Genomic DNA, 13,113 nt, shown 5'->3' on the forward strand with positions numbered 1-13,113 from the left:
CGACACGGCCCAAGGAACGGAGAGACAAGATGTTTCTGGAATTGATCGGCACCATCTTTGCAGGCTTTGCATTTGCCGGTGTCGTGATGGGGCTGAACAAACTGACAGGTGGCCGCCTGCCCCGCTGGTCTGCGCCGGTCGCCGCCGGGCTTGGAATGATCGGCGTCACCATTGCCAGTGAATATTCCTGGTACGACCGGACCCGGGAAAACCTGCCCGATGGATTGGCCATTATCCAGGAGGTCGAAAGCCGTGCCTTTTACCGTCCCTGGACCTATGCCGTGCCCTTTGTGGATCGCTTTGCCGCCATCGACACCATCTCCGTGCGCACCAATGATCAGGTGCCCGACGAACGCCTTGTCGATCTTTATTTTTTTGGCCGCTGGGCACCTGTATCCAAACTGCCCGTCGCGGTGGACTGTGCCGGAAACCGCCGCGCCAATCTCGCAGATGGTGCCGAATTTGCTGATGATGGCCGCCTTCTGAACGCCGATTGGATCACAGCTGGAAGGAACGACCCGATTATCGAGGCCACCTGCGAGGTATAGCGATGCTGACCAAACTGAGCCTGCGTCTGAGAATCTTCCTGTTCTTCTGCCTGTTGGCAGTCGGAGGGCTTGCCGTCAGCTCCATTGCGCTGTGGGTCAGTTTTGCACGCGCCGGCGACCCCGAACTGCTGGACGACTTCATTTTCGCGGAAATCCTGATCGGCTTTGGGTTCCTGGCCATGATCGCCGGGGTTTGGCTGCTGTTCGATGACAATGTGGCCAAGCCGATTGAACGCCTGTCCGCTGAGCTGCGCGCCCGCGCCCATGCCGGGGTCAGCACCGAGATGGATCTGCAGGCGGCCCGGTATCTCGGCGATCTGGCGCCGGCCGCCGCCGGCCTTGCTGATCAGCTTTCGGAAAAGACCATGAGTATTGCCGAGGTGGTCGCCGCCGAAACCGCAAGCCTGGCAGCCGAGAAACAAAGACTGACCGCTCTGTTGACCGAAATTCCGGTGGCCATGGTTCTGGCCAGTCCGACGCACAAAATCGTGCTGTATGACGCACAGGCGGCAGAGGTTCTGGCCCAGATCGCGCATCCCCGCCTGAACGCCTCGTTGCTGGAGTATCTGCAATCCGGCCCAATGGAAAAAGCTTATGCGCAGCTGATCAGGTCCGGGATGGATGTGAACTGCACGCTGATCAGCATCGACGGCAACCAGAGTTACGCAGCGCGGATGAAACCCTTGGGCGACGCACCGGGATACATGCTGATTTTTGAGGACAGCGCGGCCCGCATTTCTCCGGACGCCGCACGCCCGCTGGTCTACGATTTTGACCTGCTGCACACCGCTGCGGAAGAAGAGTTCGAAAGCCGGGCCCTGTCAGACCTGTGTTTCGTGGTGTTCGACACGGAAACAACGGGGCTGCTGCCTCACAAGGATGAAATCGTTCAGATCGGCGCCGTGCGGGTTGTCAAAGGTCGGATCGTGCAGGGCGAGCAACTGGACATGCTGGTGAACCCGGGTATTCCGATCCCACCCGCGTCCACCAAGGTGCACAAGATCAGCGATCCCATGGTGCAGGGCGCGCCGGACATCTCCGAGGCGGGCCGGGTCTTTCACCAGTTTTCACGCGACGCGGTGATCGTTGCCCACAATGCCCCCTTCGACATGGCCTTTCTGCGTCGTCACGCGAAACGGATGAATGTTGATTGGAACCATCCGATCCTGGATACGGTTCTGCTGTCTGCGGTGCTGTTCGGACCCAGTGACACGCATACGCTGGATGCCGTTTGCGAGCGTCTGGACATCACGATACCCGAAAACCTGCGCCATACCGCGCTGGGGGATGCCGTTGCCACGGCAGAGGCTCTGGTCAAGATGCTGCCGGTGCTTCAGGCCCGGGGCATGACCACTTTTGGCGACGTGATTGTCGAAACGCGCAAACATGGCCGGTTGCTCGAAGACCTGAACTGAGCGTTTGTTTTGCGCGCGGCACTCAGCTTTTCATGGACAATCCCGGGCGGTCGTGGCACCTGATGACCGACCTGAGAACGAGCGTACGATGTCGAAAAAGACCTTCACCCCCAGCGCGGATCAAAGCCTGGCCTTTCGCGAGGCCTTGGGGTGTTTTGGCACCGGCGTGACGGTCGTGACCACCACCACCCGGCGCGGCCCGCGCGCGATCACGGTGAACTCGTTTTCCTCTGTGTCACTCGACCCGCCTCTGGTCCTGTGGTGTCTGGCGAAAGAATCGAACCGGTTCGATGCGTTCAAGGACTGCCAACACTATTCCATCCACGTCATGGCGCAGGAACAGCAGGATCAGGCCTTGCGGTTCGCCCGTGACGGGGCTGATTTCACTCATGCGGATTGGTCTTTCGATGACGCAGGACGCCCGCACCTTGGCAATTGCCTTGCGCGTTTCGACTGTCACCTGCACGCCTGCCACGAGGCCGGGGATCACCTGATCCTGGTGGGGCACGTGGAAAAGGTAATGTACCGCACAGGCCAGGGCCTGATCTTCAAGCGCGGTCAGTTTGGTGGATTCATCGATCTGATCTAGGTGTCCGGGTGGCCGTTGCCTGTACCGCTCGAAGAGGTTCTCCTCCCCTGCACCCGGTGACCCGTCGGCAGAGGGGAAAGACCAGTTGGATCACGCGTAGCCTTGCGCGACCATGTCACGGGCGATCTTGCGGAACGCCTCGGCCTGCGGGCTGGCGGGTTTGCTGACCACAATGGGCACGCCCCCGTCTGCGGCCACCCGGATGTCCAGATGCAGAGGGATCTCACCCAACAGCGGAACACCCAGCGCCCGGGCCTCTGACGCAACCCCGCCATGGCCGAACACATGCTCTTCATGGCCGCAGTTCGAACAGATATGGGTTGACATGTTCTCGATCATGCCGACGATCGGCGTTTTGAGCTGATTGAACATGTCGATCCCCTTGCGCGCATCGATCAGGGCGACATCCTGCGGCGTCGAGACAACGATGGCTCCGTCCACCTTGAACTTCTGGCCCAGCGTCAGCTGAACGTCTCCGGTTCCGGGGGGAAGGTCCACGATCAGCACGTCCAAATCGCCCCACTGCACCTGGCTCATCATCTGTTGCAGCGCGCCCATCAGCATCGGACCCCGCCAGACAACGGCCTGTCCTTCGTTGGTCATCAGACCCATCGACATCATCGTGACATCATGGTTGCGCAGCGGCAGAATAGTCTTGCCGTCAGGGCTGGCCGGGCGACCCGCGACGCCCAGCATACGGGGCTGTGACGGGCCATAGACATCAGCGTCCAGCAGACCGACACGGCGTCCTTCGACCGCAAGCGCGCAGGCGAGGTTGGCCGATACGGTGGACTTACCCACACCGCCTTTACCGGATGCCACGGCGATGATCCGGTCCACGCCCGGAACCGCCTGAGGACCGGTCTGTGAAGGTTGTGGCTTGGGCTTCAGATCCGGCGGTGCCTTGTCCGAATGGGCGGTCAACATCGCCGAAACATTGGTGACGCCCTCGATCATCTGCGCGGCCTGTTCGGCGGCGGCCCGAACCGGTTCCATCCGCTCCGCCTGTTTTGGGTCGATCTCAAGCACGAAACGAACGGTGTCGCCCTCGACGTTCAAGGCGCGCACCACACCCGCGCTGACAATATCCTGACCCGACACAGGGTCCGTGATCTTTTTCAGGTTCGCCAGAACCGCGTCACGAACACTCATGCGAAGAAACCTCCGGTTTGCCCGGTTATCGGGGTGCCTTGGGTCGGCATGGACCTGTCGCCGCTCATGTCATGTGTCTCCGTCATTGCTCTGTCCGTTCTGATGCACTTGCCGCCTCGCCGCCAGGCTCGGGCAAACGCCATATCCATTTGTGCCTGAGCCAATCGCTGACTGCCAGCCCCTCTGAGGGATAAGTGGCGATCGACCAGGCGGCAGCAGGAACCACCTCCGGCTAAAGCTGGTACGAAGAAATGAAAAACGCCCTTTTCGCCAAAGTGCCGGGCCGCTACTTTCCCGGGTAACAAGTATCGATGCATGGGATCGCAGCGCCGCAAGGCCTGAATGCGGGTATTGTCCCTTGTGTCGCGAAACAGCAGTTCGAGCCTACACCGGAGGAGACCATGAAAGCCTTTCCAACTGCCAGAGTTGAGATGAGCGTTGTTGCAGTCTGTGCGCCCTCCACGCCGGTTCAGACTGGGTCCAGCGTCGCAGATGCGGACGCCTACCTACCCTTGAATCTAAGCTGAATGCCGGAGTATCTGACCACCCGTGAACTGGCCGACCTGCTGCGCATTGGCGAGCGAAAGGCCTATGATCTCGCGTCCTCCGGCGAGGTGCCCTGCGTGCGCGCCATGGGAAAACTGCTGTTTCCCAAGGCCGAAATCCTAGCCTGGCTCAACGCCTCCCGATCCGGACCGCAGGTGGCGGAACCGCCTCTGCCCCCTATTGTGGCAGGCAGCCATGACCCGTTGCTGGACTGGGCGTTGCGTGAAAGCGGATCGGGGCTGGCGACCTATTACGATGGATCATTCGATGGGCTGACCCGCTTGGGTGACCGCAGCGCACAGGCTGCTGTGCTGCATATTCACGAAGAGGATGGCTTCAACATCCGCGCGCTGCGCGACGCTCTGGGCGAAGCGCCAGTGGTTCTGTGCGAAATCGCCAAGAGACAACGCGGCTTATTGCAGGCCCCTGGTGTCAAAGGCATCTCATCTTTTGATGATCTGAAAGGACGCCGCGTCATCCTGCGTCAGGACAGCGCCGCCAGCCAACGCCTGTTTGACGCGCAACTGGAAGAACACGGGATGACGCGCGCTGATCTGGATACCCTGCCCATCTGCGCCCGCACCGAAGAGGAACTGGCCATCGCCTTGCACGACAAAAAGGCCGAGGCAGGTTTTGGATTGGGTGCCCTTGCGGGGCTTTACGACCTCGGCTTTGTGCCAACCCATTCCGAACGGCTGGATCTGGCCATCTGGCGGCGCGCCTATTTCGATCCGCCGATGCAGAAACTGTTGGCGTTTCTGCAATCGAAGCGGTTCGCCGAACGCGCCGCTGAGCTTGGGGGCTATGACCTCTCGGCCCTCGGCGCCGTCCATCGCAACGGCGCCAGTGGATAGAGTTTCAGCAGGTTTTAACCGGCATTCGGAAAGAAAACCTGCTGTCCATGCAGTTGGTAGGATTCAATCGCGGCCTGCCCGTCCGGTCCGGTCAGCCAGTCGATGAACCGCTGCCCGGCTTTGGCGCGCACCCCGGGATGTTTTTCCGGGTTCACAAGGATCACACCGTATTGGTTGAATAGGCGCGGGTCGCCTTCGACCAGAATCTCAAGATCGCCCGCATTGCCAAAGGACAGCCATGTCGCGCGGTCAGTCAGGGCATAGGCGCCCATTCCGCTGGCCACATTCAGGGTCGCGCCCATGCCCGACCCGGTCTCCCGGTACCACGTGCCCGAGGCGGCGGTCGGGTCGATGCCCGCAGTGCCCCAGTGACCCATTTCCGCCTTATGGGTTCCGCTGTCATCCCCGCGCGACGCAAAGGGGGCCTCTGCCTCGGCTACCGCCGTCAAAGCCGCCACAATATCCTCCCCGCCTTTGACCTTGGCCGGATCGGAGCTCGGGCCGACCAGCACAAAGTCGTTGTACATCAGGTCTTTCCGCTCAACGCCCCAGCCATCGGCCACGAATTTCTCTTCCGCGGGTTTGGCGTGAACCAGCAGGACATCCCCGTCGCCATTGACCGCGTTGCGGATCGCCTGCCCGGTGCCAACCGCAACGACGCGCACATCAATCCCCGATTCCGCCTCGAACCCCGGTAGGATATGATCCAACAGCCCTGAGTTTTGCGTCGATGTCGTGGATTGCACCACTATAAAGGGGTCTTCCGCCCATACCGGTCCTGCCATCAAGGCAAGCGCCGTGACTGCCGTTCGAATAAATCCGCGGATCATCAAAGTCTCCTGTTGCTGTGTTAAGTTACCAACCCACCCGCCAAATAGCGGCGTGACGCCTCGCTCTTTGGGGTATCCAAAACCTGTTTGGCAGCGCCGTGTTCGACGATCTTGCCGCCTTGCATCATCACAACGTCAGCCGCCAGTCTTCGTGCCTGCCCAATGTCATGTGTGACCATCACGATGCGCACACCCCGCGCCGAGGCCCGCAGAACCATGCGTTCGATCATCTGCGTGGCTCCGGGATCCAGCGCGCTGGTGGGTTCGTCCAGAAACAGCGTGTCCGGGATCAGCGCAAGCGCGCGCAGAATGGCGAGGCGCTGCGCCTCTCCGCCGGACAGCGATCGGGCGGATTGCCGCGCCTTGTCCTGCAAGCCCCCCTCGGCCAGCAATTCCGCAATACGGGCTTTCCGTGCGGCGCGATTCAAACCCTGACGCTTGAGCACAAAGTCCAGATTGGCCGCCACCGACCGGCGCAACAGCACAGGCCGCTGAAACACCATGGCCTGACTGGCCTTGTGATCGGCATTCAAAGGCACGCCGTCCTGCACCACATATCCAGCGTCGGGCGCGATCAGGCCGTGCAGGCAGCGCAACAGCAGACTCTTACCGGCACCGTTCGGCCCCAGGATCAAGGTGGGTCCCGGCCCGTCCAGCATCAGCGTCGGGACATCCAGCAGCGCCTTGCCTGTGCGCCGGATTTGCAGGCCGTTTATCTGCAAAACCCCCGGCCCGCCCGAAACCAGATCACGCATGGCGCAAACCCTCCTGTTCGGCCCGCAGGCTCAGTGTGCTGACCATGGCGTTCACGGCCACCGCAATCCCGATCAGGATCGCGCCCAGGGCCAGCGCCAGAGCCAGATTGCCTTTGGATGTCTCCAGCGCGATGGTCGTCGTCATCACGCGGGTGACGTGGTTGATATTGCCGCCGACAATGATCACCGCCCCGACCTCGGCGATGGCACGTCCGAATCCGGCGAGCAGCGCCGTAACCAGCGCAAGGCGCGCATCCCACAGCAACACCGGAACAGACGCCAGCCGTGACACGCCCAGCGATCTGAGCTGTTCGGAATACTCCTCGGCCAGCATTTCGACCACCTGCCGGGTCAGCGCCGCAATGATGGGCGTGACCAGAACCACCTGCGCAATGATCATGGCGGTCGGGGTATAAAGCAGTTCGAGGACGCCCAACGGTCCGGAGCGGGACAGCATGAGATAGACCAGCAACCCGACCACCACGGGCGGAAAGCCCATGAGCGCATTGGTCAGGACAATCAACGCCCGGCGACCGGGAAACCGGGCGACTGCCAGGGCGGCGCCAAATGGCATGCCGATAATCGCGGAAATCAGGACCGCAAAAAGAGAGACCTGCAAAGATAGCCCAACAATCGCCCACAGCTCTGCATCCCCGTTCAGGATCAGAGAGAAAGCCATATTGAATTCTGATGCAAAACTCTGCATTTTATTCACTTGTTCCGGCATTTCGCAGGAAATGCATTGATTCACAACGTAAACCTATGACGCGTGCGTCTCAAGTACAGATGCGTCGCACAAAAAAAACGGCCCCAAACGGGGCCGTCTCGTTTTTACTCTGAACCCGTTCTTTGGGGTCAGTTCAAAGCCGCATCGGTGATCTGATGTGTCCACGCCCCATCCGGTTGCTTGGTGATGACCGGATCGGACCCACCTGCCAGCAGCGTGGCCACGGTGCGGTCGAAATCCGCCGGGTCCAGCGCGCCGTTCGAACCGGCGGTCAGCTTGGCGATCTCACCCATCATCCGCTTTTGATGCTCTTCCGTCTGCGCACCGGTTGCGTCGTTTTCCAGAACGATCTCGGCTGCTTCATCCGGGTTCTCTTCGGCGTATTTCCAGCCCTTCATCGACGCCCGCACAAAACGCTCCATCTTGTCGGTAAAGGCCGCATCGCTCAGGTTTTCTTCCAGCACATAAAGGCCATCTTCCAGCGTCGCCACGCCTTGATCTTCGTATTTGAACGTCACCAACTCCTCGGGCGTTACACCCGCATCGATGACCTGCCAGAATTCGTTGTAGGTCATGGTGCTGATGCAATCGGCCTGACGCTGCAACAGCGGATCGACGTTGAAGCCTTGCTTAAGCACCTCCACCCCGTTTTCGCTCTTGCCGCTTGTGTCGATCCCCAGTTGGCTCATCCAGCTCATGAACGGGAATTCATTACCAAAGAACCAGACACCCAGTGTGCGGTTCTTGAGGTCCTCGGGCGAAGAAATCCCGGCATCCTTCCAGCAGGTCAGCATCATGCCCGAGCTTTTGAAGGGCTGCGCGATATTGACCAGCGGCAACCCCTTTTCCCGCGCGGCCAGCGCCGCGGGCATCCACTCGACCGTCACGTCGGCGCCACCGCCTGCGATCACCTGCGTGGGCGCGATATCCGGACCGCCGGGCAGGATGGTGACATCCAGTCCCTCTTCGTCGTAAAACCCCTTGTCCTTGGCCACATAGTAACCTGCGAACTGCGCCTGCGTGACCCACTTCAACTGCAGTGTCACCTCATCCGCCGCCAGTGCCGATCCGGCGGCCAGGCTGAAGGCGGTTACCGCCCCGCTGAGTAGCTTTTTCATCTTCATCTCTCCTAGTTGCTAGTTGCGCCCCGTTTTCGGGATCTGTTGAAGTCTTCCCTTTGTGTTATCCGCGTTGCGACGGGTGCCAGAAGGTCACCGCCTTTTCGATCATTGCGACCAGGCCATAAAACGCTGTGCCAGCCAGTGCCGCGACAACGATTTCGGCCCAGACCATGTCCAGCGACAATTGCCCAACGCTGGTCGAAATCCGGAACCCCATGCCCAGGGTCGGCGAACCAAAGAACTCTGCCACGATAGCGCCGATCAGTGCGAGCGTGGTAGAAATCTTTAGCCCGTTGAAAATGAATGGCATCGCTGCAGGCAGGCGCAGCTTCAGGAAACTCTGCCAATAGGTCGCTGCATAGGTTTCCATCAGGTCGCGCTGCATGGCCGTGGCTTCGCGCAAACCTGCCACGGTGTTCACCAGCATGGGAAAGAACACCATGACCACCACAACGGCCGCTTTTGAGTGCCAGTCGAACCCGAACCACATCACCAGAATTGGGGCCGTGCCGACGATGGGCAGCGCCGCCACAAAATTGCCGACCGGCAGCAACCCGAGGCGCAGAAAGTCCCAGCGATCAACGGCGATTGCCATCAGGAATGCGGCCCCGCAACCGATGACATAGCCACTGAGCGCGCCCTTGATGATGGTCTGAACGAAGTCTGCCCACAGGATCGGCAGGCTGTCGGCAAACCGCACGGCAATGACGGAAGGTGCGGGAAGGATAACCAGAGGCACCTCGAGCCCTCGCACCAGCAACTCCCAGATACCGATCACGGTCAGCCCAAAGATCAAGGGCGCCAGAAACCGAACCATGCGCGTGTCGGATTGCGGCCCGCTGGCCAGGCGGCTGTTCAACCACCATCCCAGCAACCAGAGACCGAATGCAAACAGCACCAACGTCATTGCGCCATCCCCATCCGTTTCAGCACTGATCGCTCCATCAGGCCGAGCAGACCAACAAGACACGCTGCCAGAATGGCCGCCGCGAACAGCGCGGACCAGATCTGGACCGTTTGGCCGTAGTAGCTGCCCGCCAGCAGACGTGCTCCCAGACCAGCGACGGCGCCGGTCGGCAGTTCACCCACAATTGCACCCACCAGAGACGCTGCGATGCCGATCTTCAGCGACGTGAACAGATACGGCATCGACGCAGGCAGGCGCAGTTTCCAGAATCCCTGGGACTTGGTCGCGCTGTATGTCCGCAACAGATCGAGCTGCATCGCATCGGGGCTGCGCAGGCCTTTGACCATACCGACAACCACCGGGAAAAAACTCAGATAAGCCGAGATGATCGCTTTGGGGATAATCCCCTGAATGCCAATCGAATACAGAACCACGATGATCATGGGGGCCAGTGCAATAATCGGGATTGTCTGGCTGACGATGGCCCAGGGCATGACCGAAAGATCCATGACCCGGCTGTGCACAATGCCGACAGCCAGCAAAATGCCCAACCCGGTCCCGATCGCAAACCCCAGCATTGTCGCGCTGAGCGTGACCCAGGCGTGATAGATCAATGAGCGTTTCGAGGTGATCTTTTTCTCTACGGTCGTCTCCCACAACTCCACGGCCACCTGATGCGGTGCCGGCAGGCGGGGACGTTCCTGCGCCCATGTGGCCGGGATGGCAAAACTGTTGCTCAGCGTCAGGCCGATCTCGCTCATATCCCGCCGATCTTTGGCCGACGGCGGCCGCACTTCGGCCCCGGCACGTTCCTGCTCGGTCAGAACGCCCTTGATGTTCATCGGGATGCAGGCCGCGTACCAGAGCGCAACAATGGCAGCAATCACAGTCAATACCGCGAGTACCGACTTCATGCCCGCCACTCCATCCGAACGACCGGCAGGGTTTCGGGGGGTGTCGGAGGCTCCGTTCCCGTTGCTTCAAACCCTTCTCGTCTGTAGAATTTTTGCGCAGCCTTGTTTGGTTCGTGCGCCGTCAACCACAGGTAGTCGCGTCCGGCTTTTGCCTGATCCAGCAACTGCTTACCGATACCTTCACCGGTCCGCAGACAGTACAGCGCGCCGACCTTGCAGTCTTTTGGGTCCAGCGACATGTAACAGTCCACCGGATCCCCGGCGACCCAGATCTCACGGTTCGGGAATGCCTCCCGGATCAGCGCCTCAAGTTCGTTTTCCGGCAGTTCCTCGGGCATCCAGTCCGTTCTGGACATCCATGTCGCAATGATATGTGCACAGGCCGAAATATCGTCCGGCATCGCCCGTCTGAGATCGTCAGCCGCCATCAGACCTCCTCTCCGTGCCCGGCCCGCAACCCTTCGCGCACCCGATGCGCCACCTCTATGAACTCCGGCGTGTCGCGGATATCCAGCGGTCTCTCCTTGGGCAACGGGCTGTCGATCACATCGGTGATCCGCCCCGGACGCGGGCTCATGACCACGATCTTTGTGCTGAGATAGACGGCCTCGGGGATGGAATGCGTCACAAACCCGATGGTCTTTTCCGTCCGCGCCCAAAGCGCCAAAAGCTGCTCGTTCAGGTGATCACGCACAATCTCGTCCAGCGCGCCAAACGGTTCATCCATCAGCAGTATATCGGCATCGAAGGCAAGCGCCCGTGCGATGCTGGCCCGTTGCTGCATCCCACCGGACAACTGCCATGGAAATTTCCCGCCAAACCCTTCCAGATCAACGAGTTCCAGAACCTTCCTGACCCGCTCTTCCTGCTCGGTCGCCGCGTATCCCATGATCTCAAGCGGCAGCTTGATATTCTTGGCAATGGTGCGCCACGGATAGAGGCCAGCGGCCTGAAAGACATACCCGTAGGCCCGGTTCCGCCGTGCCTCGTCCGGGGTCATACCATTGACGGTCAATGATCCGCCGGTTGGCGTTTCGAGCGCCGCAATACAGCGCAGAAAGGTGGTTTTACCGCATCCGGACGGGCCGATAAAACTGACGAATTCGCCTTTGCCAACCGTCAGGTTCACATCTTTGAGCGCGTGGATGGGCCCGTCATTTGTCTGGAAGGTAAGATCCAGCTGCCTTGCCTCGATAACGGGCTGGGTCATTGATTCAGTATTCATTCCATTGCCTTGAAAACCTTGGCTTTGGGCCACCCGACAGGCGGCCCATCGCGATCATACCCCCGTCGCCGGTATTCCTGTCCGTTCGACCGGCCGGGGCGCAGTCAGCTCCTTCCAGGTACTCAGGGCCTTATTCACATGGCTGTTCGGCTCTCGCGCGATAAAATCGCCATGCCCTTCCTCCGTGCGAATGTCACCGTCATGAACCGCAACCTGTCCGCGTGTGAGCGTAAAGCGCGGCAATCCTTTGACCTCTTTGCCCTCAAAGACGTTGTAGTCGATGGCAGATTGTTGACTGTCGGCGCTGATGGTCTTGGTTTTCTCCGGGTCCCAGACAACAATGTCGGCATCCGCACCCACCAGGATGGCACCCTTTTTCGGATAGCAATTCAATATCTTGGCGATATTTGTTGAAGTTACGGCCACAAACTCGTTCGGGGTCAGACGCCCGGTTCCCACGCCATGGGTCCACAGCATTGGCATCCGGTCTTCCAACCCGCCCGTCCCGTTCGGAATCTTGGTGAAATCACCCACACCGTACCTTTTCTGCTCGGTCGTAAAGGCGCAATGGTCGGTGGCCACAACGCTGAGCGAGCCCGATTGCAGACCGGCCCACAGGCTGTCCTGATGTTGCTTGTTGCGGAACGGCGGGCTCATGACCCGGCGTGCAGCATGATCCCAATCGTGATGGAAATACTCGCTTTCATCCAATGTCAGGTGCTGAATCAAGGGCTCGCCCCAGACCCGTTTGCCCAGCATCTTGGCCCGGCGAATGGCCTCGTGGGCTTCCTCGCAAGAGGTGTGAACGACATAAAGCGGCACACCGGCCATATCGGCGATCATGATCGCGCGGTTGGTTGCCTCGCCTTCCACCTGCGGCGGGCGGGAATAGGCATGCGCCTCGGGCCCGGTGTTGCCTTCGGCCATCAGCTTGGCCTGCAATTCAGCGACCACATCGCCGTTTTCGGCATGCACCATGGCCACACCGCCAAGCTCGGCCAGACGCTTGAACGAGGCAAACAACTCATCGTCATTCACCATCAACGCGCCCTTATAGGCCATGAAATGCTTGAAGGTGTTGATGCCGCGCGTCTCGATCACCGTCTTGATGTCATCAAAAACCTGTTCGCCCCACCAGGTCACCGCCATGTGGAACGAGTAATCGCAATTCGCGCGTGTCGACTTGTTGTCCCAGCGTTTCAGAGCGTCCAGCAGGCTCTCTCCCGGATTCGGCAGGGCAAAATCGACCACCATCGTCGTCCCGCCAGCCAAGGCAGCCCGCGTGCCGCTTTCGAAGTCATCACTGGAATAGGTGCCCATAAACGGCATCTCCAGATGCGTATGCGGATCAATCCCACCCGGCATCACGTAACAGCCGGTTGCATCCAGTTCTATATCACCCTTCAGATCCAGCCCGATCTCGGTAATCACGCCGCCTTCAACCAACACATCCGCCTTATAGGTCAGGTCGGCGGTCACAACGGTTCCGTTCTTGATCACAGTACTCATTTTGAACTCCCTCATGCGGTC

14 protein-coding genes are annotated in these 13,113 nt (G+C 60.1%); 4 read left to right on the top strand and 10 right to left on the bottom strand.

Annotated features, from left to right (window positions below; translation table 11 throughout):
* The first annotated feature begins 29 nt into the window (after window positions 1-29).
* The 3 genes from ACR3E0_RS11820 to ACR3E0_RS11830 all read left to right on the top strand — a co-directional run bounded on the left by ACR3E0_RS11820 (window position 30) and on the right by ACR3E0_RS11830 (window position 2,552).
* Window positions 30-548 carry a hypothetical protein gene (locus ACR3E0_RS11820; protein ID WP_480478999.1) on the top strand — a complete coding sequence of 173 codons (519 nt, stop codon included), beginning with the start codon at window positions 30-32 and terminating at the stop codon, window positions 546-548.
* Between the two features lie 2 nt (window positions 549-550).
* Window positions 551-1,963, top strand: coding sequence for a 3'-5' exonuclease (locus tag ACR3E0_RS11825; protein WP_480479001.1), 1,413 nt, complete (start codon window positions 551-553; stop codon window positions 1,961-1,963).
* 88 nt (window positions 1,964-2,051) lie between these two features.
* Window positions 2,052-2,552 carry a flavin reductase family protein gene (locus ACR3E0_RS11830; protein WP_480479002.1) on the top strand — a complete coding sequence of 167 codons (501 nt, stop codon included), beginning with the start codon at window positions 2,052-2,054 and terminating at the stop codon, window positions 2,550-2,552.
* A 90-nt stretch (window positions 2,553-2,642) separates the two neighbouring features.
* Here the strand turns inward: ACR3E0_RS11830 and ACR3E0_RS11835 are convergent, their stop codons facing one another.
* Window positions 2,643-3,704 (bottom strand): Mrp/NBP35 family ATP-binding protein, encoded by a 1,062-nt coding sequence (locus ACR3E0_RS11835; RefSeq protein WP_480479003.1) that lies wholly within the window; start codon window positions 3,702-3,704, stop codon window positions 2,643-2,645.
* Between the two features lie 527 nt (window positions 3,705-4,231).
* On the opposite strand from ACR3E0_RS11835, the gene ACR3E0_RS11840 reads away from it, so the two are divergent.
* The gene (locus tag ACR3E0_RS11840; protein ID WP_480479004.1) at window positions 4,232-5,104 is read left to right on the top strand and encodes a substrate-binding domain-containing protein; all 873 of its coding nucleotides are present in this window, start codon (window positions 4,232-4,234) and stop codon (window positions 5,102-5,104) included.
* 14 nt (window positions 5,105-5,118) lie between these two features.
* Here the strand turns inward: ACR3E0_RS11840 and ACR3E0_RS11845 are convergent, their stop codons facing one another.
* The 9 genes from ACR3E0_RS11845 to hydA form a co-directional block, all read right to left on the bottom strand.
* Window positions 5,119-5,934 (bottom strand): ABC transporter substrate-binding protein, encoded by an 816-nt coding sequence (locus ACR3E0_RS11845; protein WP_480479005.1) that lies wholly within the window; start codon window positions 5,932-5,934, stop codon window positions 5,119-5,121.
* A gap of 20 nt (window positions 5,935-5,954) precedes the next feature.
* Window positions 5,955-6,689, bottom strand: a complete 735-nt coding sequence (locus ACR3E0_RS11850) for an ATP-binding cassette domain-containing protein (RefSeq protein ID WP_480479006.1) — start codon at window positions 6,687-6,689, stop codon at window positions 5,955-5,957.
* Window positions 6,682-7,395: an ABC transporter permease gene (locus ACR3E0_RS11855; protein ID WP_480479007.1), complete on the bottom strand. Its 714-nt coding sequence runs from the start codon at window positions 7,393-7,395 to the stop codon at window positions 6,682-6,684. The genes ACR3E0_RS11850 and ACR3E0_RS11855 overlap by 8 nt, the downstream gene beginning before the upstream one ends.
* A 149-nt stretch (window positions 7,396-7,544) precedes the next feature.
* Complete coding sequence (locus ACR3E0_RS11860; RefSeq protein ID WP_480479008.1) at window positions 7,545-8,534, bottom strand: ABC transporter substrate-binding protein; 990 nt, start codon at window positions 8,532-8,534, stop codon at window positions 7,545-7,547.
* A 64-nt stretch (window positions 8,535-8,598) separates the two neighbouring features.
* Window positions 8,599-9,444 carry an ABC transporter permease gene (locus ACR3E0_RS11865; RefSeq protein ID WP_480479009.1) on the bottom strand — a complete coding sequence of 282 codons (846 nt, stop codon included), beginning with the start codon at window positions 9,442-9,444 and terminating at the stop codon, window positions 8,599-8,601.
* On the bottom strand, window positions 9,441-10,358 hold the full coding sequence (locus ACR3E0_RS11870; RefSeq protein ID WP_480479010.1) for an ABC transporter permease: 918 nt from the start codon (window positions 10,356-10,358) through the stop codon (window positions 9,441-9,443). The genes ACR3E0_RS11865 and ACR3E0_RS11870 overlap by 4 nt, the downstream gene beginning before the upstream one ends.
* Window positions 10,355-10,786, bottom strand: a complete 432-nt coding sequence (locus tag ACR3E0_RS11875) for a GNAT family N-acetyltransferase (RefSeq protein ID WP_480479011.1) — start codon at window positions 10,784-10,786, stop codon at window positions 10,355-10,357. Before ACR3E0_RS11875 ends, ACR3E0_RS11870 begins: the two co-directional genes overlap by 4 nt.
* The gene (locus tag ACR3E0_RS11880) at window positions 10,786-11,583 is read right to left on the bottom strand and encodes an ABC transporter ATP-binding protein (RefSeq protein ID WP_480479012.1); all 798 of its coding nucleotides are present in this window, start codon (window positions 11,581-11,583) and stop codon (window positions 10,786-10,788) included. Before ACR3E0_RS11880 ends, ACR3E0_RS11875 begins: the two co-directional genes overlap by 1 nt.
* Before the next feature lie 54 nt (window positions 11,584-11,637).
* Window positions 11,638-13,092: a dihydropyrimidinase gene (gene hydA / locus ACR3E0_RS11885; protein WP_480479013.1), complete on the bottom strand. Its 1,455-nt coding sequence runs from the start codon at window positions 13,090-13,092 to the stop codon at window positions 11,638-11,640.
* Between the last annotated feature and the right edge of the window lie 21 nt (window positions 13,093-13,113).

The organism is Ruegeria sp. AJ12 (assembly GCF_056536245.1).